Here is a 20,709-nt window from a genome sequence, read left to right on the forward strand (position 1 = left end):
TCTTTACACTCTCCAGAGAATCTGCGCGGCGTAGCCCGCACATGCGAGCAGCCAGACGATGGTCAGCGATTGCAGCAGCAGGCGCACACCGACGGGCTTCACGTAGTCCATCCAGATGTCGCGCACGCCGACCCACGCGTGGTAGAAGAGGGAAAGCAGCATCACGAAGGTCGCGAGCTTCATCCATTGCGCGGAGAAGATCGATGCCCAGCCTTCGTACGAGAAGTCGTGCGCGCCGAAGAACAGGACGAGCAGAATGACCGTGTAGACCGCCATGATCGTGGCGGTGATACGCTGCGCAAGCCAGTCGCGCAGGCCGTAATGTGCGCCGACGACGAGGCGCTTCGAGCCGATTCGGTTGTTGGCTGCCATTTTCTTAGAATGCTCCGAACAGTTTGAGTGCCATGGCGATCGTCAGTGCGATCGAGACGACAAAGACGACGACTGCCGTCCGCTTGCCGCCTTCCTTCGTGACGGCGTCGTGGTTGACGTCCATCAGCAAGTGGCGAATGCCGGCGCAGAAATGGTGGAAGAACGCCCACGACAACGCGAGGACGATCAGCTTGACGATGATGTTGGAGAGGAAAGCCTTGAAGACTTCGAAGCTGAGCTCTGACGTGAGGCTTTGGTCGAAGAGGAACAGCAGGAACGGCAGGAACAGGAACAGCAGCGCGCCGCTGACTCGATGGAGAATCGACAAAGTCGCTGCCAGCGGCATGCGATATTTCATCGTGATATCGCTGAATCCGATGTTCCGGTATTCCGGCCTCGGCTTTCTTACTGCGTCAGTCATGCTAGACCCCTACTATGTTGTCACACTAATCCGCGATTTTAGCGCCTTTTTATATCGCGCTGCAGCGAAAGTCTGCTCTGGATAGTTGCGCGAACAAGAACAAAGGCGGCCCGAAACGTGCTTCGCGAGCGTGGGAAACGCGAATGCACTCGGCCTGAGCCGAATCATCGTCAACTCAAGTCATTCTGATAGTAGTACCCGGTTGTGACATACCAGCCGCGACGCACTTCCACCGGCCGATCCCCGTATGTATAGGACACGCGCTCGACCGACAGCAAAGGAAAACCCGCCGGCACGTGCAGCAGGTCGGCAACCGCCGGCTCCGCCGCCACCGCGCGGATCTTCTCCGTCGCGCGGATCATCCGCGTGCCGAACTCCGTCTCGAACATCGCGTAGAGCGGCCCCTTGTAGTCGCTCAGCCGCTCGAACGTGAGCCCGCGAAACATCGCGCCCGGCAGCCAGATCTCGTCGAGCACCGTCACCTCGCTGTCGAACTCCAGCAGGCGGCGCACCTGCACGACCGGATCGGCCGGCTTCAGGTCGAGCTGCCGCGCGATCTCGGCCGGCGCGCGCAGGCGCCGGCATTCGAGCAGGCGACTCACGTGCGGATGCTCGGCACCGTCGTCGGCCAGCAGACGAAGAAAGCGAAACTGCGCGCGATCCTCATTGTGCGTCGCAACAAAAGTACCCTTGCCCTGCCGCCGGACCACGAGGTTTTCGGCAGCCAGTTCATCGATCGCCTTGCGAACGGTGCCCTGACTCACCTTGTAACGGGCCGCGAGTTCCACTTCACTCGGGATGATCTCGCCCGGCTTCCATTCACCGGTTTCGAGACTTTGCGTGATCAATGACTTAATCTGCTGGTATAACGGGCTGAACGTCGGCGACGGAGAGGCCGCAGGCGAAGCGACGGGATCACCCGCGCCCGGCTGCCCTGGGCCGCCTGCGCCGGTCTGATTCGCGGTATTCGCCTGGTTCGATGTCATGGCGCGCATTTCATCACAAACCGCACTTTTTCGTCCACTCAATTTCCGCAAAACATCTGTCTTATATAAGACATATGATACCGTTTGACAATGCGCGTGACGGCTCCTACACTCCCGGTCGAGCAAGGGTTCGCGGGTGCAAGAGCGCGTCCCCGGCTACGTGCCACGGCCGTCTCCAGGTTCACCGCGTCTGCCATCGCGAGTCCTCCGCCCTGCTTCAATGCAACGTTACGCACAACGCGCATAGAATGGCGTTTTCGCTAGCGTCCAACGCTTCAACCGTCCTGGAGATTTTCAATGGCTAAGCCCGCAAAGCGCGTTGCCGTCACCGGCGCCGCAGGTCAAATCGCTTACTCCCTGCTGTTCCGCATCGCGAACGGCGACCTGCTCGGCAAGGACCAGCCGGTCATCCTGCAACTGCTCGACCTCCCGCAAGCCCAAGCCGCCGTCAAAGGCGTGGTGATGGAGCTCGACGATTGCGCGTTCCCGCTGCTCGCGGGCGTCGTGATCACCGACGATCCGAAGGTTGCATTCAAGGATGCCGACGTCGCGCTGCTGGTCGGTGCACGTCCGCGCTCGAAGGGCATGGAGCGCAAGGACCTGCTGTCGGCGAACGCCGAGATCTTCACGGTTCAGGGCGCTGCGCTGAACGAAGTCGCGAGCCGCGACGTGAAGGTGCTGGTCGTCGGCAACCCGGCGAACACGAACGCATACATCGCGATGAAGTCGGCACCGGATCTGCCGAAGAAGAACTTCACGGCCATGCTGCGCCTCGACCACAACCGCGCGCTGTCGCAGCTCGCCGCCAAGTCGGGCAAGCCGGTCGCGTCGATCGAGAAGCTCGCCGTGTGGGGCAACCACTCGCCGACGATGTACCCGGACTTCCGCTTCGCGACCGCCGAAGGCGAATCGATGCTGAAGCTGATCAACGACGACGTGTGGAACCGCGACACGTTCATCCCGACCGTCGGCAAGCGCGGCGCGGCGATCATCGAAGCGCGCGGCCTGTCGTCGGCAGCGTCGGCAGCCAACGCGGCGATCGACCACGTCCGTGACTGGGTGCTCGGCACGAACGGCAAGTGGGTCACGATGGGCATCCCGTCGGACGGCTCGTACGGCATCCCCGAAGACATCATCTACGGCGTGCCGGTCGTTTGCGAAAACGGCGAGTACAAGCGCATCGAAGGCCTGGAAATCGACGCATTCTCGCGCGAGAAGATGGACGGTACGCTGGCCGAGCTGCTCGAAGAGCGCGACGGCGTCGCCCACCTGCTGAAGAACTAAATTCAGCACCGTGACGGGCCGCCTCCGGGCAGCCCGGCACCGCAGGGCCGGCACGCAGCACCGCCGTCCCTGCAGCCCGATCCGATCCGGGCACGTTTTGCCGCCCCGCGCTCGCCGCGCATCGGCCCAGAACGCGCCCGAATCCGATTTTCTCCACGTTGACCCGCTTCCCTGACGTAGAAGAGATGGCCGCGCTCACTCCTGCACAAGTGCTGTACGACGGGGCGTCCCCGCCCGCGATCCTGCCATGCTGCGATCACTACGCGGGCAGCGAAAAGCTGATGCGCAAGTCGCTCGCGCTGCAGGCCGAAACGGGCCCCGTGTTCGACATCACGTTCGACTGCGAGGACGGCGCCGCCGTCGGCCAGGAAGCCGCGCACGCGGAACTCGTCGCCGAACTGCTCGGCAGCGCCGAGAACCGCTTCGGCCGCGTCGGCGTACGCATCCACGACTTTTCCCATCCGCACTGGCGCGACGACGTGCGCATCGTGCTGCGCGCCGCGCGCGCCCCCGCCTACATCACGCTCCCGAAGATCGCGAACGCCGCCGACGCGGCCGAAATGGCCGCGTTCATCGAAGGCACGCGCCGCGAGCTCGGCATCGCGCAGCCGATCCCGGTCGACGTGCTGGTCGAGACGCACGGCGCGCTCGCGCAGGCCGCCGCCCTCGCCGCGCTGCCGATGGTCGGCACGCTGAGCTTCGGGCTGATGGACTTCGTCTCCGCGCACCACGGCGCGATTCCCGATACCGCGATGCGCTCGCCCGGCCAGTTCGAACACCCGCTCGTGCGCCGCGCGAAGCTGGAAATCGCCGCGGCCTGCCACGCGCACGGCAAGACGCCGTCGCACAACGTGACGACCGAAGTGCGCGACATGGCCGTCGTGGCCGGCGACGCGCGCCGCGCGCGCGACGAATTCGCGTTCACGCGGATGTGGAGCATCCACCCCGCGCAGATCCGCCCGATCGTCGACGCCTTCGCGCCGCGCACCGACGAGGTCGCGCTGGCCGCCGAGATCCTGCTGGCCGCGCAGGCCGCCGACTGGGGGCCGACGCGCCACGGTGATACGCTGCACGATCGCGCGAGCTATCGCTATTACTGGTCGGTGCTGCGCCGCGCGCGCGCCACCGGCCAGCCCGTACCGGCCGAAGCCGCGCCGCTGTTCGGCCCGGCCGCCGCGGGCGACGCGCCGTGAGCGTGCGCCGCCGTGCCGATACACGCGTTTCATGCATTCGAAGAGGCGCGAACCCGACAGAGGTTTGCGAAACGACAAAAAACGTAACGGAGCCCGAAAACCTGATGAATGCGCGGCCAAATAGGTGAAAATAGCGGCCGCTGCGCGCTTTCGGGGCGCGTGCAGTTTCAAACCGGTCGGCAGTTTCGATTGCCGGCCCTTGTCAACTGATTATCGAAAGGTTCTGACTCCATGAAGAAACTCCTGATCGCTACCGCCATCGGCGCCTTGTCCGCCACGATGCTGGTGTCGGCTCCGAGCGCGTTTGCCCAGGGTACGACCACGACAACCGCGAAGAAGGCAACGGCCAAGCGCCCGGCGCCGGCCAAGCGCATCATCCCGCGCAGCAAGAAGGCACAGGCGCGTGCCGCAGCGAAGGTCGATCCGGTACCGGACGGCGCGGTGAAGTGGTCCTGTAAGGAAGGCCTGTCGTTCGATCTCGCCGGCGACATGAAGCGCGACCAGGTCGTCACGGTTCACTGGGCGAAGAAGAACTACAAGCTGCCGCGTCAGACCACGACGACGGGCGCCGACACGTTCTACGATCCGGCAGCAGGCTTCAAGCTGGTCGTGATCCCGACCAAGGCGATGCTGTTCTCCGACGCAAACGGCGGCGAGCGTCTCGCGGACGAGTGCGTGACGCCGGAAATGACCCAAGGCACGCCGGCGCCGACGCAGTCGAACGAGCTGAAGCCGGCAACGAACTAAGCGCGTTCCCCGCCCCTCGATGTCCGCCCCGGTCTCCAACGTCCGCCCTGCTCCGGATACGGTACTCGTCGATATCGTCGACTACGTGCTGAACGCCGGCATCGACAGCGCGCTCGCGCTGGAGACGGCGCGTCATTGCCTGATCGACACGCTCGGATGCGGACTCGAGGCGCTGTCCTACCCTGCCTGCACCAAGCTGCTCGGCCCCGTCGTGCCCGGCACGATCGTGCCGAACGGCGCGAAGGTGCCCGGCACGTCCTTCCAGCTCGATCCCGTGCAGGCCGCGTTCGGCATCGGCGCGATGATCCGCTGGCTGGACTTCAACGACACCTGGCTCGCCGCCGAATGGGGTCATCCGTCCGACAATCTCGGCGGAATCCTGGCGACGGCCGACTGGCTCTCCCGCACGGCCGTCGCGGCCGGCCGGAAGCCGCTATCGATGCGCGACGTACTGGTCGCGATGATCCAGGCCCACGAAATCCAGGGCTGCCTCGCGCTCGAGAATTCATTCAACGCGGTCGGGCTCGACCACGTGCTGCTCGTGAAGGTCGCGTCGACGGCCGTCGTCGGCCGGCTGCTCGGGCTCACGCGCGACGAGCTGATCAACGCGGTGTCCAACGCGTTCGTCGATGGCCACGCGCTGCGCACCTACCGCCACGCGCCGAACACGGGTTCGCGCAAATCATGGGCGGCCGGTGACGCCACCTCCCGCGCGGTGCGTCTCGCGCTGATCGCGAAAACGGGTGAAATGGGCTACCCGTCGGCGCTCACCGCGCAAACCTGGGGCTTCTACGACGTGCTGTTCGACGGGCAACCGTTCCGCTTCCAGCGCCCGTACGGCACCTACGTGATGGAGAACGTGCTGTTCAAGATCGCGTTCCCCGCCGAATTCCATGCACAAACCGCCGCCGAGGCCGCGCTGCAGCTGCACGCGCAGCTCGCCGCGGCGGGCCGCACAACTGACGAAATCAGCCGGATCACGATCCGCACGCACGCGGCCGCGATCCGCATCATCGACAAGCAGGGCCCGCTCGCCAATCCGGCCGACCGCGACCACTGCATCCAGTACATGGTGGCCGTGCCGCTGCTGTTCGGCCGGCTGACCGCGGCCGACTACGAAGACGCGGCCGCGGCGGACCCGCGCATCGACGCGCTGCGCGCGAAGACCGTGTGCGTCGAGGATCCGCAGTTCACGAAGGATTATCACGATCCGGACAAGCGATCGATCGCGAATGCGCTGACGATCGAGTTCACGGACGGATCGAAGCTTGCCGAAGTGGTAGTCGAGTATCCGCTCGGCCACAAGCGACGCCGCACGGACGGCATCCCGCTGCTGGTCGAGAAGTTCCGGACCAACCTCGCCCGCCGTTTCCCGGCAAAACAGCAACAAGCGATTCTCGACGTGTCGCTGGACCAGGCAAAGCTCGAAGCGATGCCGGTCGATGAGTACGTCGACTTGTATGTGATATAGCCGTCAGATACAGGACTCTTTGTTTCCTAGCCTTAAACCCAGGAAAATCACCATGGCCCACAATCTCCACAAGACCCTCAAGGAATTCGACAGCGGTTCCGGCAAAGGCAAGTTCTACTCGCTGCCGCAACTCGGCAAGGAGCTGAAGACGAAGATCGAACGCCTGCCGGTGTCGATCCGTATCGTGCTCGAGTCCGTGCTGCGCAACTACGACGGCAAGAAAATCACGGAAGAGCACATCGCGCAGCTCGCGAACTGGAAGCCGACCGCGAAGCGCGTCGACGAGATCCCGTTCGTGGTGTCGCGCGTCGTGCTGCAGGACTTCACGGGCGTGCCGCTGCTCGCCGACATCGCGGCCATGCGCGGCGTCGCGGAGCGCACGGGCAAGAACCCGAAGAAGATCGAGCCGCTGGTCCCGGTCGATCTCGTCGTCGATCACTCGGTCCAGATCGACTACTTCCGCCAGAAGGACGCGCTCGACCTGAACATGAAACTGGAATTCCAGCGCAACAACGAGCGCTACCAGTTCATGAAGTGGGGCATGCAGGCATTCGACACGTTCAAGGTCGTGCCGCCGGGCGTCGGCATCGTCCACCAGGTGAACCTCGAATACCTCGCGCGCGGCGTCCACAAGAAGGCGGACGGCGGCGACACCGTGTACTACCCGGATACCCTCGTCGGCACGGACAGCCACACGACGATGATCAACGGCATCGGCGTGGTCGGCTGGGGCGTGGGCGGCATCGAGGCCGAAGCCGGCATGCTCGGCCAGCCGGTGTACTTCCTGACGCCGGACGTCGTCGGCGTCGAGCTGAAGGGCAAGCTGCGCGAAGGCGTGACGGCCACCGACCTGGTGCTGACGATCACCGAAATGCTGCGCAAGGAGAAGGTCGTCGGCAAGTTCGTCGAATTCTTCGGCGAAGGCACGAAGTCGCTGTCGCTGCCGGACCGCGCGACGATCGGCAACATGGCGCCGGAATACGGCGCGACGATGGGCTTCTTCCCGGTCGACGAAAAGACGATCGACTACTTCGAAGGCACGGGCCGCACGAAGGCGGAAATCGCCGCGTTCGAAAACTACTTCAAGGCGCAGAAGCTGTTCGGCATTCCGAAGGCCGGCGACATCGACTACACGAAGACGGTGACGCTCGACCTCGCGACGGTCGCACCGTCGCTGGCCGGCCCGAAGCGCCCGCAGGACCGCATCGAGATCGGCAACGTCAAGTCGACGTTCACCGACCTGTTCTCGAAGCCGGTCGCCGACAACGGCTTCGCGAAGAAGGCGGACGACCTGAACACGCAGTACACGACGAGCAACGGCGTCGACGTGAAGAACGGCGACGTGCTGATCGCCGCGATCACGTCGTGCACGAACACGTCGAACCCGAGCGTGCTGCTGGCCGCCGGCCTGCTCGCGAAGAAGGCGGTCGAGGCCGGCCTCACGGTCGATCCGAAGATCAAGACCTCGCTCGCGCCGGGATCGCGCATCGTCACCGAATACCTGACGAAGACGGGCCTGCTGCCCTACCTCTCCAAGCTCGGTTTCGAAGTCGCGGCGTACGGCTGCACGACCTGTATCGGCAACGCGGGCGACCTGACGCCGGAACTGAACGAAGCGATCACGAAGAACGACATCGTCGCGGCCGCCGTGCTGTCGGGCAACCGCAACTTCGAAGCACGTATCCACCCGAACATCCGCGCGAACTTCCTCGCATCGCCGCCGCTCGTCGTCGCCTACGCGATCGCCGGCAACATCACGCGCGACCTGATGACCGAGCCGGTCGGCAAGGGCAAGGGCGGCCGCGACATCTACCTCGGCGACATCTGGCCGACGAGCGATGAAATCCACGCGCTGCTCAAGTTCGCGCTCGATCCGAAGAAGTTCGAGGACAACTACGCGAAGCTGACCAAGAAGGGCGACCTCTGGAGCAAGATCGAAGGCGAATCGGGCCAGGTCTACGACTGGCCGAAGTCGACGTACATCGCCGAGCCGCCGTTCTTCGGCAACGACTTCTCGATGGAACCGGCTGCGTCGATCCCGACGGTCAAGGGCGCGCGCGCACTGGGCATCTTCGGTGACTCGGTCACGACCGACCACATCAGCCCGGCAGGCTCGATCAAGGAAGACTCGCCGGCAGGCAAGTGGCTGAAGGAAAACGGCGTGCAGAAGGCCGATTTCAACAGCTACGGCTCGCGCCGCGGCAACCACGACGTGATGATGCGCGGCACGTTCGCGAACGTCCGGATCAAGAACCTGATGATCCCGGCGAAGGCAGACGGCTCGCGCGTCGAAGGCGGCCTGACGATCCACCAGCCGAGCGGCGAACAGCAGTCGATCTACGACGCGGCGATGCAGTACGTCGGCGCCGATACGCCGACCGTCGTGTTCGCGGGTGAAGAGTACGGCACGGGCTCGTCGCGCGACTGGGCCGCGAAGGGCACGCAACTGCTCGGCGTGAAGGCCGTGATCGCACGCAGCTTCGAGCGTATCCACCGCTCGAACCTGGTCGGCATGGGCGTGCTGCCGCTGCAGTTCAAGGGCTCGGACAGCATCCAGTCGCTCGGCATCACCGGCGAAGAGACGTACGACATCGAAGGCCTCGGCGACGATTTCAAGCCGCAGCAGGACGTCACGCTCGTGATCAACCGCAAGAACGGCGAAACGCAGCGCGTGCAGGTGCTGCTGCGTATCGATACGCCGATCGAAGTCGACTACTACAAGCACGGCGGTATCCTGCCGTTCGTGCTGCGCTCGCTGCTCGCAGCGTAAGCGCCCTGCTTTTGCAGGTGCCGCAGCCGCCTCGCGGCGGTTGCGGCCGATTTGGTGCCCGACCTCGTGTCGGGCTTTTTTTTGCCTGCGCGCTACGCGGCGCTGCCGCGGGCCTTCGCGCCCGTCCGTGCGTTCTTCTTCAGATGCGTGCGGTTGTATTCGATCGCCGCGCGCACGAGGGTCTTCAGCGCCCGCTTGTCGATCCGGTCGCCTTCGAAGAAGTCGATCGCGCGCCGCGCATTGCCGTCGAGGCCGTCATTGAACAGCGCGCCGGGATCCGGCAGATGCGCGCCGTGCATGAAGGTCAGCTTCACCTTGCCCTTGTGCGCGTTCGCGACCGCGATCATCCCGTCGCACGACCACACGGGGCTGCCCATCCATTTCCAGTCCTCGACGATCCCGTTGTCGGCCGCGAGAATCGTCTGGCGGAGATCGGCGAAGAGCGGGCCGCGCCAGTCGGCGATGCCGGCGATCAGCGCATCGATGCGCGCCGACGGTTGCAGGTCCGTGGTACTCATGCGCGGGCCTCCGTGCCTTCTTCCGGGCGTGCCAGCACCTGTTCAAGCGACTCGAGGAACCGGACCCAGCCGTGCTGCGCGCCGCGGTATGCCTGCTCCTGATCCGCGCGGAAGCCGACCTGCTCCATGCGCAGGTGCGTGCCAGCCGGCGTCGGCGTGAGCGTCCATGTGACGACGCTTTCGAGGCCGTACGCGGCCCACGTGTAGGACAGCGCCCGCGGCGGCTCGATCGTCAGGACCGTGCAGTCGACCGAGCCCCAGTCCGCGCGGAAGCTGAACGCGCGGCCCGCAACGGGCTCGAAGTCGCTCTTCATCAGCCACGCCTCGATCAGGTGCGGTTGCGTGAGCGCGCGCCAGATCTTCTCCGGCGGATGCGGGAGCTCCCGTTCGACGACGACGGAGCGCGTTTCGGTCGTGGCTTGGTTCATTACTGATCCATCCTTTTGAGCAGATCTTCGAGGGCATCGAACCGGTTCTGCCAGAAACCGGCCATCTGGCTTGTCCAGTCGATCAACGGGGCCAGCGCATGCGGCTGCGCGCTGTAGTGCGTCTGCCGGCCTTCGTGACGGTCGCTCACGAGCCCGGCCTGCTTCAGTACGCCGAGATGCTTCGAGACGGCCGGCTGCGAGACGCCCGCATGGGCCGTCAGCGCGGCAACCGTCAACTCGCCGTCCGCGCACAGCCGCTCGAAGAGCGCGCGGCGCGTCGGATCGGCAAGCGTCCTGAAAAGCATGTCGTGTGCGTTCTGCATGTCCAAATCCATAACCCTGTGGTTATGAATCGAAGGATATCCGCTGATCGGCGCAAGTCAAGACGGAATTTCGCGAACGACGTCGTTCGAACTTGCGCGGGCAGCGCATCCGTCGCATCGGCTCGTGTCCGCCCCGGAATTCGAGCGTTTCCTCTAATCCACCATCGCGGCACGCGATCCGAAAGCCCCCTGCAAGACTGCCCGGCGCGCTGTTCCACAGTTCGGGAAACGTTTGCGATCGGCCGGCCCCTTTCTTGTGCACGCGCGAATCCGTTCCTGCCGTGTCGCTTCGTTTGACCACATAGTGCGACGCGGCACACGGCAACGGCCGGTCGCCCGTCACGCGTTCGCGTGTCGATCCGCTCCGCGATCGCGCGCGTTCCGCTGCCGCGACGAACAACTCGTGCGTGCGAACGTCGCGCCTTGCCGCGCCGCCGTACCGCGAACCGGTTCCGTTCGCCGGGCTCGCCATCGCATGCGCGTACGACGCATCGCGTGCAAGCGCGGGCGCGGATGTCAGAACTGACAGCTATGGAAACTGGCAGCTACCCGAACGGCACCGACGCCCTACGCTCGTCACCGCTCGCGGCCCCACAAGGGTCGAGGGCTCCAGCAACGTCGTCTCTCCTAAAAAGGACTCCCGATGAAAAGGAACGCCTGGTTTGCCCTGCCCCTGCCGTCGCCCCGCCGCCTTGCGTGCGTGGCACCGCTCGTGTTCGCCGCCGCTGCGGCGCATGCGACGACGGATTGGGTCGATACTCATACGAAGGCCTTTCTGACCGGCCCGCAGTTGATGGCGCGCAGTGCCGCGCCGTCGCTCGAACTCGCGGCCGGTGAAACGACCAACGTCGTCGTCAGCCTGAATCTGCGCAACGCCGCGCAGCTCAAGCAACTGGCGCGCGACGTGAACCGGCCCGGCAGCGCGCACTACCGCAAGTACCTCACGCACGCGCAGTTCCTCGCCAGCTACGCGCCGACCGAAGCGCAGGTGAAGTCGGTCGTCGACTATCTGCACAAGAGCGGCTTCGTGAACGTCGTGGTCGCGCCGAACCGGCTGCTGGTGTCCGCGCGCGGTACGGCCGGCACGGTGAAGACCGCGTTCAACACGTCGCTCGTGCACTTCCAGTACGCGGGCCGCTCGGGCTTCGCGAACGCGTCGACCGCGCAGGTGCCGCGCGCGCTCGGCGACGTCGTTGGCTCGGTGCTCGGGCTGCAGAGCGTCGCGCGCGCACGGCCGATGCTGCGCGTCGGCAACGTGGCGAAGCCGCAGGCACTCGCGGCCGGCACGGCGACGGGCCACTATCCGAAGGAATTCCCGGGTCTCTACAACGCGACCGGCGTGCCGACCGCGGCCGGCGTGACCGTCGGCATCATCACGATCGGCGGCGTATCGCAGACGCTGCAGGACCTGAACCAGTTCACGTCGAGCAACGGTTACGGCACGGTCTCGACCCAGACCGTCCAGACCGGCGGCGCGGGCGGCAACTACAGCGACGACCAGGACGGCCAGGGCGAATGGGATCTCGACAGCCAGTCGATCGTCGGCTCGGCCGGCGGCCAGGTCGGCCAGCTCACGTTCTACATGGCGGACCTGAACGCCAGCGGCAACACGGGCCTCACGCAGGCCTTCAACCAGGCCGTGTCGGACAACACCGCGAAGGTGATCAACGTGTCGCTCGGCTGGTGCGAGACCGACGCGAACGCGGACGGCACGCTCAACGCCGAGGAACAGATCTTCACGACGGCCGCGGCGCAAGGCCAGACGTTCTCGGTGTCGTCGGGCGACGAAGGCGTGTACGAGTGCAACAACCGCGGCTATCCGGACGGCTCGAACTACACGGTGTCGTGGCCGGCTTCGTCGCCGCACGTGCTCGCGATCGGCGGCACGACGCTGTACACGACGTCGGCGGGCGCATTCTCGAACGAGACGGTGTGGAACGAAGGCCTCGACGGCAACGGCAAGCTGTGGGCGACGGGCGGCGGCGTCAGCACGATCCTGCCCGCACCGTCGTGGCAGTCGGGCAGCAACCGTCAGTTGCCGGATGTCGCGTTCGACGCCGCGCAAAGCACGGGCGCGTATATCTACAACTACGGCCAGTTGCAGCAGATCGGCGGCACGAGTCTCGCCGCGCCGATCTTCACGGGCCTCTGGGCGCGCCTGCTCGCGGCGAACGGTACGGGCCTCGGCTTCCCGGCCAGCAACCTGTATCGCGCGATTCCGTCGAACCCGTCGCTCGTGCGCTACGACGTCGTGTCGGGGAACAACGGCTATCAGGGGTATGGCTACACCGCGGGCACCGGCTGGGATTACACGACCGGCTTCGGCAGCCTGAATATCGCGAACCTCAACAAGCTGATCAAGTCGGGCGGGTTCTGAGCGACGTGTGAAGCGCGGCGCGCGGCGAAGCGGGTCGCGCGCCGGTTCGTGACTTTTCCTTGACCTACTCCGCCGCGGGCTCCTTCGCACGCTCAGGCGCGGCCGGTACGCCGGCCCGATGCGACGGCGCAAACAGCCGCAAGCCGCTCGCGACACTCGCGGCCCCGGCGAAGCCGGCGCCAAGCATCAGCGCCAGCGTCGGCCCGTGGCGCCCCGCGATCCCGAACGACAGCGCGACGAGCGCCGCGCCCGTCGCCTGCCCGATCAGCCGCGCGGTCGCGATGATCCCGCTCGCGCCGCCGCTGCGCTCGGGCGGCGCGCTCGACATCAGCGCCTTCAGGTTCGGCGACTGGAAGAAACCGAAACCCGCGCCGCACAGCATCATCCGCCAGCCGATGTCGATGACGCCCGGCAGCGCCGGCAGTGCCGCGAGCGACACCATGCCCGCGCTCAGCAACGCGAGCCCGATCGCGCCGAGCAGGCCCGGCGGGTAACGATCCGACAGCCGGCCCGCGATCGGCGCGGCGAGCGCGACGATCGCCGACCACGGCGTCATCAGGAACCCCGTCTCGACCGCGCTGCGATGCAGGACGGTTTCGAAATAGAACGGCAGCGACACGAACGCAAGCCCCTGCGCGGCGAACGCGCACACGGCGGTCAGCGCGGACAGCGTGAACACGGGCCGGCGAAACAGGTCGACCGGCAGCATCGGCGCCGGGTGCCCGGCCTGGCGGCGAATCAGCAGCCAGCCGAACGCGAGCGCAACCGCGGCCGCCGCGAACACGACGGAAAGCGGCCCGCGCTGCGCGAATTCGCCAAGCGCGAAGATCAGCGACGCGAACGTGATCACGTTGAACAGCGCGGCAATCGGATCGAACGCATGCTTGCCGCGCGCCGTCTGCGGCAGCGACGGAATCGCCACCGCGAGCGCGAACACGCCGAGCGGCACGTTCACCGCGAACAGCCACGGCCACGCGGCGACCGACAGGATCAGCGACGCGATCGTCGGCCCCACCGCGAACGACACGCCGACGACGAGCGCGTTGAAGCCGACGCCGCGCCCGAGCCGGTGCGCGGGAAACAGGCCGCGGATCAGCGCGACGTTGACGCTCATGATCGCGCTCGCGCCGAAGCCCTGCACGATCCGCGCGGCGGTCAGCATCGGCAGCGTCGACGCGAGCGAACAGCCGAGCGACGCAAGCGTGAACACCGCGAGCCCGGCGATATACACGCGCTTGTGGCCGACGATGTCGCCGAGCGACGCGAACGGCAGCAGCGTCGCGACCATCGCGAGCTGGTATGCGTTGATGATCCACACGGACGCGGCCGGCGACGCATGCAGGTCGGCGGCGATCGCGGGCAGCGCGGTGTTCGCGATCGCGGTGTCGAGCGTCGCGAGCGCGACGGCCAGCAGCACGGCGGACATTGCACGCCAGTTGACGGCCGGCTCGCTGGCGCCGGCGGGAGAAGCGAATTCGGACAAGATGGGGCTCGGCTGACGAGCGACGCGCGGCGTCGCGGATTGAGCGGCGCGGCGGCGTGCGTGCCATGCGGTGAAACCGGCTCGCGTGCCGTCGCGAACCGTATTGTTGCAGAGCCGCATCGAACGTGCAGCCGGCCGCTTCGTCAGTCAGCGAAACGAAAGCTTGCGTGTCGTCGTGCTACGTCGTTGTTCGCGCAACGAACTGCGCCGCCCCGCTGCCGCCGTCACGTCACCGCGCGCCGTGCATTGCGGCCGCGCAGCCATTCGAGCGCGAGCAGCAGGCTCGTCGAGAAGATGATCAGGATCGTCGCGAGCGCGGCGATCGTCGGGCTGATGTTTTCGCGGATACCCGTGAACATCTGGCGCGGCAGCGTCGTCTGGTCGGCGCCCGCGAGGAACAGCGTGACGACGACTTCGTCGAACGACGTCGCGAACGCGAACAGCGCGCCCGACATCACGCCCGGCGCGATCACCGGCAGCGTCACGCGGAAGAAGGTCGACACGGGATTCGCGCCGAGCGACAGGCTCGCGCGCACGAGGTTCTGGTTGAAGCCCTGCAGCGTCGCGGCGACCGTCGTCACGACGAACGGCACGCCGAGCGCCGCGTGCGCGGCGATCAGCCCCGTGTAGGTATTCGCGAGCCCGAGCGGCGCGAAGAACAGGTACATGCCGACGCCGACCACGACAACCGGCACGATCATCGGCGACAGCAGCACGGCCATCAGCAGCCCCTTGCCGCGGAAGTCGGCCTTCGTGAGACCGATCGCGGCGAGCGTGCCGAGCACGGTCGCGACGATGGTCGCCGACGGCGCGACGATGAAGCTGTTCTTCGCGGCCATGCGCCACTCGTCCGACGCGATCAGGTTCTCGTACCAGCGCGTCGAGAAACCCGGGATCGGATAGACGAGGAACGTGCTCGACGAGAACGACAGCGGCACGATCGCGAGCACCGGCAGGATCAGGTACAGCAGCGTCAGCACGACGAGCACACGCAGCGCGACGTACCACGCGCGCTCGACGAACGACATGTGCGGTGCGAACAGCGGCCTGGCGAGTTTCATGGTCGGATTCCCTTTCCCGTTTCCTGGTGCGCGGCGCTCAGCCGAGGCTCACGTTGGTGCGCGTGAAGCGCCCGTACACCGCGTACAGCACGAGCGTCGCCGCGAGCAGCAGCCCGCCGAGCGCGCACGCCATGCCCCAGTTGATCGTCACGTTCGTGAAGTACGCGACGTAGTAGCTGACCATCTGGTCGTTCGGCCCGCCGAGCAGCGCGGGCGTGATGTAGTAGCCGATCGCGAGGATGAACACGAGCAGCGCGCCCGCGCCGACGCCGGGATAGGTCTGCGGCACGTACACGCGCCAGAACGCGGCGAACGGGTGGCTGCCGAGCGACACGGCCGCGCGCTGGTAAGTCGGCGGAATCGACTTCATCACGCTGTACAGCGGCAGGATCATGAACGGCAGCAGGATGTGCGTCATCGAGATGTACACGCCGACGCGGTTGAACAGCAGCGTCAGCGGATGCGAGATCAGCCCGCTGCCGATCAGCGCCTTGTTGATGAGCCCTTCGCTCTGCAGCAGCACGATCCACGCGGCGACGCGCACCAGCACCGAAGTCCAGAACGGAATCAGCACGAGGATCATCACCAGGTTCGCGCGCCGCTCCGACAGCGTCGAGATCCAGTACGCGAGCGGATAGCCGAGCAGCAGCGCGAACAGCGTGACGGCAACGCCGATCACGAATGTGCGGCCGAAGATCGCGAGGTAGATCGACTGGTCGGGATCGGCCTGCACGATATGACCGAAGCCGTCCTGCTTGTGGTCGAGCGCCGCGAGCAGGTAGAACGGCGACATCTGGCTGCCGTTCTTCGCGATCGACTGCCAGTACGCGACGTCGCCCCAGCGCGCGTCGAGGTCGATGATTTTCGCGCGCGTCTGCGCGGGCGTCAGCGCCGCGTCGTTGTCGCCCTTCAGCGGCATCGCGCGCGCCGTCTTCGCGACGAGCGAGCGATAGCCCGGAATTTCGGTGTTCAGCCGCCGCGCGAGCGCGCCCATCGCCTCGCTGTCGGCCACCTTCGTCATGTCGGCCGCGAGCGCGACGTATGCGGCGTCGGCCGGCGGCGCCTTGCGGTCCCAGCCCGACAGCGCGGCGATCGTGTTCGGCAGCGCGGTCGCGATCTCGGGGTTCTGCACCGCGCGCGTGAGCAGCGTGCCGATCGGCACGACGAAGATCAGCAGCAGGAAAATCGCGAGCGGTGCGACCAGCAGCAACGCCATCGTGCGCTTGCGGGCCTCGGCGGCCTTCAGCTCGCGCTTGAGCGCGGCGGTCGACGGCGAGGAAGGCGCGATCGTCATCGTATTCAACGGTTCTCTCCGGCCGGGCACGCTCCGGCGGAATGCCGCGCGACGCGAATGACGCGCCGCGCGGCCGGTTGCATCAGGATGCCTGAACGGTTACTTCGTCGCCCACGCGGTGAAACGCTGCTCGAGCTCGTCGCTGTGGTCGGTCCAGAAGCCGATATCCTCGAGCACCGCGTTCTTGCCGTTGGCCGGCGAGTTCGGCAGGTTCGCGAGCGTCTTCGCGTCGAGCGACTTGATCGCCGCAATGTTCGCGGGGCCGTACGCGATGTGCTGCGCATACGCCTGCTGCGGCTTCGGCGTCAGCGAATACGCGATGTACTGCTCGGCCAGCGCCTTGTTCGGCGAGCCCTTCGGAATCGCCCAGTAGTCGAGGTCGTAGATGCTGCCGTTCCACACCACCTTCAGGTTCTTGCCTTCCTTCTGCGCGGCATCGATGCGGCCGTTGTACGCGGTCGACATCACGACGTCGCCGGCGACGAGGAACTGCGGCGGCTGCGCGCCCGCTTCCCACCACTGGATGTACGGCTTCAGCTCGTCGAGCTTCTTGAACGCGCGATCCTGGCCGGCCTTCGTGCCGAGCACCTTGTACACGTCCTTCGTCGCGACGCCGTCGGCCATCAGCGCGAATTCGAGGTTATAGCGCGCGCCCTTGCGCATCCCGCGCTTGCCGGGGAATTTCTTCACGTTCCAGAAATCGGCCCAGCCGGTCGGCGCCGACTTCAGCTTGTCCGCGTTGTACGACAGCGCCGTCGACCACACGAAGAAACCGACGCCGCACACCTGCGGCGATTCCGGAATCAGGTCGGACTTCTTCGCGATCTTCGACCAGTCGAGCTTCTCGTACAGCCCTTCGTCGCAGCCGCGGTTCAGGTCGCCCGATTCGACTTCGACCACGTCCCAGTTGACGTGCTTCGCCTCGACCATCGCCTTCACTTTCGCCTGCTCGCCGTTGTATTCCACGGCGGTGACCTTGTTGCCGGTCGCCTTCTCGAACGGCTGGTTGAACGCGGCCTTCTGCGCGTCGCCGTTCGCGCCGCCGAAGTTGACGACCGTGAGCTCGGCGGCCGAAGCCGATGCGCCGACTACGGCGAGCGCCAGTGCCAGCGCGGTACGACGCGCGGTAAAGCTTGCTCGGTTCATGGTGGTTCCTCTCCTCTCGTGGTGGAAGTGGGCAGTTGTTGTTGACGACGTGCTACGGAAAATCGGGGAAGCCGTGCTCATGCGAACACGCGCAGGTGTTCGGGCGCGAACGCGAGCGAGACCGGTGCGCCGGGCGAGAACGCGTCGAGCGCGCCGGTGCCGAGCGGCACCTTCACGAAACATTCGTCCTGGCCCGGCAGCGCGCAGCGCATGCGCACGTGATCGCCGAAATAGATGAGGCTGCGCGCCTCGCCGCTCAGCCGGTTGGCGGCGGCGCCGTTCGCGTGCCCGTTCGCGCCGTGCGCGGCGAGGCTCATGCGTTCGGGGCGGATGCACGCGACGGCCGACGCGCCCTCGGTCGCATCGCCGATATGACGGCCGACGAGCTTCGTGCCGTCGTCGAGCCGGAACTCGCAGAACTCGCCGTCGACGCGCGCGATGGTGCCGCGCAGCCGGTTGCTGTCACCGATGAAATTCGCGACGAATTCGTTGCACGGCGATTCGTACAGGCGGTCGACGGTGTCGAGCTGCTGCACGATGCCCTTGTCGAACACGGCGACGCGATCAGACATCGTCAGCGCCTCGCCCTGGTCGTGCGTCACGTAGACGAAGGTCACGCCGAGCTTTTCGTGCAGCGCCTTCAGTTCGTATTGCATGTGTTCGCGCAGCTGCTTGTCGAGCGCGCCGAGCGGCTCGTCCATCAGCACGAGCTTCGGCTCGAATACGAGTGCCCGCGCCAGCGCGATGCGCTGCTGCTGGCCGCCCGACAGCTGCGCCGGATAGCGTTTCGCGAAGCGCTCCATCTGCACCATCTTCAGCGCATGCGCGACGCGCTCCGCGCGCTCGGCGGCCGGCAGCTTGCGCACGGTCAGCGGATACGCAACGTTCTGCTCGACCGTCAGGTGCGGAAACAGCGCGTAATTCTGGAACACCATGCCGATGTTGCGCTTGTGCGGCGGCACATTGTTCAGCAGCTCGCCGTCGAGGCGGATCTCGCCGCCCGTCGGAAACTCGAAACCGGCCAGCATCATCAGGCAGGTCGTCTTGCCCGAGCCCGACGGCCCGAGCAGCGTCAGGAATTCCCCCTGGTGGATATCGAGGTCGAGCGATTTGACGACCAGCGTCTCGCCGTCGTAGGTCTTCCGCACGCCGCGAAAGCTGACGATCACATCATCGGACTTCATCGTGGCTGCCCCCTTGCTTCGCGACAATTGATTTTGAGATGCGAGCCACTATACGGCGCACACGGTTCTACAATAGGGAACCATTTCAATATTACTAGTAGGACCACTTTGGATACCGTGATCCTCGCCGACTGGCTCTCCGCCCGCCTCGACCGCGGCTCGTCCGAGCCGATGTACCGGCAGTTGCTGCAGCAGATGCAGCAGGCCATCCTGACCGGGGAATTGGGGCCAGGAACAAAACTGCCCAGTTCCCGCACGCTCGCGGCGGACCTGTCGATCGCGCGCAATACCGTGCTGCACGTGTACGACCAGTTGACGGCCGAAGGCTACGTGCTGACGACGACCGGCAGCGGCACCTATGTGGCCGACACGCGGCCGGACGCCGCTGCGATCCTGGCGCCGGGCGCCGCGCCGCCGCCGACGGACGCCGATGAACCGGCGCCGGACGCACAGGGCAGCCTGTCGATGCGCGGCCGGCAATTGATCGAGCACGCGGGGGTGTCGCGGCGCCAGTGGGGCGCGTTCATGCCGGGCGTACCGGACGTGTCGGAATTTCCGAGCCGCACGTGGAGCCGCCTGCAGGCGCGGCTGTGGAAGGAAGCGAACCCCGAGCTGCTGACCTATGCGCCGGGCGGCGGCTATCGGCCGTTGCGGCGCGCGCTCGCCGATTACCTGCGCGTCGCGCGCTCGGTCAAATGCTCGCCGGACCAGGTGATCATCACGACGGGCATCCACCAGTCGATCGATCTCGCGGTGCGGCTGCTGTCCGACATCGGCGATCGCGCGTGGGTCGAGGAACCGTGTTACTGGGGCGTGCGCAGCGTATTGCAGGCGGCCGGCCTCACGCTCGCGCCGGTTCCGGTCGACCAGGAAGGGCTCGATCCGCGTGCCAGCGACATGCAGCATCCGCCGCGCCTCGTGCTCGTCACGCCGTCGCATCAGTACCCGCTCGGCATGGTGATGAGCCTCGCGCGACGCCGGATGCTGCTCGAATACGCGCGCCAGCACCGCTGCTGGATCATCGAGGACGACTACGACAGCGAATTCCGCTACGGCAGCCGGCCGCTCGCGTCGCTGCAGGGGCTCGACGACGGCGGCCGCGTGATCTACGTCGGCAGCCTCGGCAAGATGCTGTTCCCGGGGCTGCGGATGGGCTACATGGTCGTGCCCGAGCATCTGGTCGACACGTTCCGCACGGGGTTGTCGGAGTTGTACCGCGAGGGCCAGCTGATGCAGCAGGCCGTGCTCGCCGAATTCATCATGGACGGCCACCTGACTTCGCACGTCAGGCGGATGCGCACGCTGTACGGCGAGCGCCGGCAACTGATGATCGACGCGATTCGCGCGCGCTTCGGCGACGCGCTGCCCGTGATGGGCGACGAGGCCGGCCTGCACCTGGTGCTCGGCCTGCCCGACGCCTGCGACGATCGCGCGGTCACGCAGAGCGCGTTCGATGCGGGCGTGATCGTGCGCCCGCTCACCAGCTACTACAGCCGCCAGGACACCGCGCGGCGCGGCCTGCTGCTCGGTTATGCGTGCGTCGCGCACGAAGGCATCGGGCCCGCGTTCGACACGCTCGCGGATACCATCGAGCAACATCTGCCGCGACACATCACGCGCGCGGCATAGGGCCACTCACGCGCGGCGCGCC

18 protein-coding genes are annotated in these 20,709 nt (G+C 66.3%); 7 read left to right on the plus strand and 11 right to left on the minus strand.

The genetic code is table 11. From position 1 onward, the window contains the following. Window positions 1–3 precede the first annotated feature (3 nt). The 3 genes from sdhD to H3H55_RS27170 form a co-directional block, all read right to left on the minus strand. The gene (sdhD, locus tag H3H55_RS27160; RefSeq protein WP_034180015.1) at window positions 4–372 is read right to left on the minus strand and encodes a succinate dehydrogenase, hydrophobic membrane anchor protein; all 369 of its coding nucleotides are present in this window, start codon (window positions 370–372) and stop codon (window positions 4–6) included. A 4-nt stretch (window positions 373–376) separates the two neighbouring features. Beyond that, the gene (sdhC, locus tag H3H55_RS27165) at window positions 377–793 is read right to left on the minus strand and encodes a succinate dehydrogenase, cytochrome b556 subunit (RefSeq protein WP_048250517.1); all 417 of its coding nucleotides are present in this window, start codon (window positions 791–793) and stop codon (window positions 377–379) included. A gap of 170 nt (window positions 794–963) precedes the next feature. Then, window positions 964–1,788: a GntR family transcriptional regulator gene (locus tag H3H55_RS27170; protein WP_080971008.1), complete on the minus strand. Its 825-nt coding sequence runs from the start codon at window positions 1,786–1,788 to the stop codon at window positions 964–966. Between the two features lie 288 nt (window positions 1,789–2,076). Between H3H55_RS27170 and H3H55_RS27175 the strand changes: the two genes are divergently transcribed. The 5 genes from H3H55_RS27175 to acnA all read left to right on the plus strand — a co-directional run bounded on the left by H3H55_RS27175 (window position 2,077) and on the right by acnA (window position 9,244). Then, window positions 2,077–3,063 (plus strand): malate dehydrogenase, encoded by a 987-nt coding sequence (locus H3H55_RS27175; RefSeq protein WP_048250518.1) that lies wholly within the window; start codon window positions 2,077–2,079, stop codon window positions 3,061–3,063. A 185-nt stretch (window positions 3,064–3,248) separates the two neighbouring features. After that, a complete protein-coding gene (locus tag H3H55_RS27180; protein WP_193102179.1) occupies window positions 3,249–4,256 on the plus strand; it encodes an HpcH/HpaI aldolase/citrate lyase family protein in 1,008 nt (335 codons plus the stop codon). A gap of 231 nt (window positions 4,257–4,487) precedes the next feature. Further along, window positions 4,488–5,003 (plus strand): hypothetical protein, encoded by a 516-nt coding sequence (locus H3H55_RS27185; RefSeq protein WP_193100952.1) that lies wholly within the window; start codon window positions 4,488–4,490, stop codon window positions 5,001–5,003. A gap of 19 nt (window positions 5,004–5,022) precedes the next feature. Then, entirely contained in the window at window positions 5,023–6,474 is a 1,452-nt protein-coding gene (locus H3H55_RS27190; protein ID WP_193100953.1) for a bifunctional 2-methylcitrate dehydratase/aconitate hydratase, read from the plus strand. Window positions 6,475–6,526: 52 nt separating this feature from the next. Then, window positions 6,527–9,244 (plus strand): aconitate hydratase AcnA, encoded by a 2,718-nt coding sequence (gene acnA / locus H3H55_RS27195; protein ID WP_129516928.1) that lies wholly within the window; start codon window positions 6,527–6,529, stop codon window positions 9,242–9,244. A gap of 92 nt (window positions 9,245–9,336) precedes the next feature. Here acnA and H3H55_RS27200 read toward each other — a convergent pair whose 3' ends face one another. The 3 genes from H3H55_RS27200 to H3H55_RS27210 are packed head-to-tail and all read right to left on the minus strand — an operon-like array spanning window position 9,337 to window position 10,513. Next, a complete protein-coding gene (locus H3H55_RS27200; RefSeq protein WP_193100954.1) occupies window positions 9,337–9,762 on the minus strand; it encodes a DUF1801 domain-containing protein in 426 nt (141 codons plus the stop codon). Further along, window positions 9,759–10,190, minus strand: coding sequence for an SRPBCC family protein (locus tag H3H55_RS27205; RefSeq protein ID WP_193100955.1), 432 nt, complete (start codon window positions 10,188–10,190; stop codon window positions 9,759–9,761). Before H3H55_RS27205 ends, H3H55_RS27200 begins: the two co-directional genes overlap by 4 nt. Continuing rightward, window positions 10,190–10,513, minus strand: a complete 324-nt coding sequence (locus H3H55_RS27210) for an ArsR/SmtB family transcription factor (protein WP_129516926.1) — start codon at window positions 10,511–10,513, stop codon at window positions 10,190–10,192. Before H3H55_RS27210 ends, H3H55_RS27205 begins: the two co-directional genes overlap by 1 nt. A gap of 643 nt (window positions 10,514–11,156) precedes the next feature. On the opposite strand from H3H55_RS27210, the gene H3H55_RS27215 reads away from it, so the two are divergent. Next, window positions 11,157–12,890 carry a protease pro-enzyme activation domain-containing protein gene (locus tag H3H55_RS27215; RefSeq protein WP_193100956.1) on the plus strand — a complete coding sequence of 578 codons (1,734 nt, stop codon included), beginning with the start codon at window positions 11,157–11,159 and terminating at the stop codon, window positions 12,888–12,890. A 64-nt stretch (window positions 12,891–12,954) separates the two neighbouring features. Here H3H55_RS27215 and H3H55_RS27220 read toward each other — a convergent pair whose 3' ends face one another. The 5 genes from H3H55_RS27220 to H3H55_RS27240 form a co-directional block, all read right to left on the minus strand. Continuing rightward, window positions 12,955–14,373, minus strand: a complete 1,419-nt coding sequence (locus tag H3H55_RS27220) for an MFS transporter (protein ID WP_193100957.1) — start codon at window positions 14,371–14,373, stop codon at window positions 12,955–12,957. Window positions 14,374–14,597: 224 nt separating this feature from the next. Beyond that, complete coding sequence (locus H3H55_RS27225) at window positions 14,598–15,434, minus strand: ABC transporter permease (protein ID WP_129516923.1); 837 nt, start codon at window positions 15,432–15,434, stop codon at window positions 14,598–14,600. Between the two features lie 37 nt (window positions 15,435–15,471). Beyond that, the gene (locus H3H55_RS27230; protein ID WP_193102181.1) at window positions 15,472–16,728 is read right to left on the minus strand and encodes an ABC transporter permease; all 1,257 of its coding nucleotides are present in this window, start codon (window positions 16,726–16,728) and stop codon (window positions 15,472–15,474) included. A gap of 99 nt (window positions 16,729–16,827) precedes the next feature. Further along, window positions 16,828–17,874 (minus strand): ABC transporter substrate-binding protein, encoded by a 1,047-nt coding sequence (locus tag H3H55_RS27235; protein ID WP_129516921.1) that lies wholly within the window; start codon window positions 17,872–17,874, stop codon window positions 16,828–16,830. A 77-nt stretch (window positions 17,875–17,951) separates the two neighbouring features. Then, the gene (locus tag H3H55_RS27240) at window positions 17,952–19,058 is read right to left on the minus strand and encodes an ABC transporter ATP-binding protein (RefSeq protein WP_193100958.1); all 1,107 of its coding nucleotides are present in this window, start codon (window positions 19,056–19,058) and stop codon (window positions 17,952–17,954) included. Window positions 19,059–19,166: 108 nt separating this feature from the next. On the opposite strand from H3H55_RS27240, the gene H3H55_RS27245 reads away from it, so the two are divergent. After that, window positions 19,167–20,687 (plus strand): PLP-dependent aminotransferase family protein, encoded by a 1,521-nt coding sequence (locus tag H3H55_RS27245; RefSeq protein ID WP_193100959.1) that lies wholly within the window; start codon window positions 19,167–19,169, stop codon window positions 20,685–20,687. The last annotated feature ends 22 nt before the right edge of the window (window positions 20,688–20,709 follow it).

Origin of the sequence: Burkholderia sp. Z1, from assembly GCF_014893795.1 — a bacterium.
GTDB lineage: Bacteria > Pseudomonadota > Gammaproteobacteria > Burkholderiales > Burkholderiaceae > Burkholderia > Burkholderia theae.

Bases quoted from the DNA above. Each gene is read 5' to 3' on its own strand.
- H3H55_RS27225 (WP_129516923.1), bottom strand. From the start codon at position 15,434: ATGAAACTCGCCAGGCCGCTGTTCGCACCGCACATGTCGTTCGTCGAG.
- H3H55_RS27205 (WP_193100955.1), bottom strand. From the start codon at position 10,190: ATGAACCAAGCCACGACCGAAACGCGCTCCGTCGTCGTCGAACGGGAG.
- H3H55_RS27200 (WP_193100954.1), bottom strand. From the start codon at position 9,762: ATGAGTACCACGGACCTGCAACCGTCGGCGCGCATCGATGCGCTGATC.
- H3H55_RS27210 (WP_129516926.1), bottom strand. From the start codon at position 10,513: ATGCAGAACGCACACGACATGCTTTTCAGGACGCTTGCCGATCCGACG.
- sdhC (WP_048250517.1), bottom strand. From the start codon at position 793: ATGACTGACGCAGTAAGAAAGCCGAGGCCGGAATACCGGAACATCGGA.
- H3H55_RS27175 (WP_048250518.1), top strand. From the start codon at position 2,077: ATGGCTAAGCCCGCAAAGCGCGTTGCCGTCACCGGCGCCGCAGGTCAA.
- H3H55_RS27170 (WP_080971008.1), bottom strand. From the start codon at position 1,788: ATGCGCGCCATGACATCGAACCAGGCGAATACCGCGAATCAGACCGGC.
- H3H55_RS27240 (WP_193100958.1), bottom strand. From the start codon at position 19,058: ATGAAGTCCGATGATGTGATCGTCAGCTTTCGCGGCGTGCGGAAGACC.
- H3H55_RS27235 (WP_129516921.1), bottom strand. From the start codon at position 17,874: ATGAACCGAGCAAGCTTTACCGCGCGTCGTACCGCGCTGGCACTGGCG.
- acnA (WP_129516928.1), top strand. From the start codon at position 6,527: ATGGCCCACAATCTCCACAAGACCCTCAAGGAATTCGACAGCGGTTCC.
- H3H55_RS27190 (WP_193100953.1), top strand. From the start codon at position 5,023: ATGTCCGCCCCGGTCTCCAACGTCCGCCCTGCTCCGGATACGGTACTC.
- H3H55_RS27230 (WP_193102181.1), bottom strand. From the start codon at position 16,728: ATGACGATCGCGCCTTCCTCGCCGTCGACCGCCGCGCTCAAGCGCGAG.
- sdhD (WP_034180015.1), bottom strand. From the start codon at position 372: ATGGCAGCCAACAACCGAATCGGCTCGAAGCGCCTCGTCGTCGGCGCA.
- H3H55_RS27215 (WP_193100956.1), top strand. From the start codon at position 11,157: ATGAAAAGGAACGCCTGGTTTGCCCTGCCCCTGCCGTCGCCCCGCCGC.
- H3H55_RS27185 (WP_193100952.1), top strand. From the start codon at position 4,488: ATGAAGAAACTCCTGATCGCTACCGCCATCGGCGCCTTGTCCGCCACG.
- H3H55_RS27180 (WP_193102179.1), top strand. From the start codon at position 3,249: ATGGCCGCGCTCACTCCTGCACAAGTGCTGTACGACGGGGCGTCCCCG.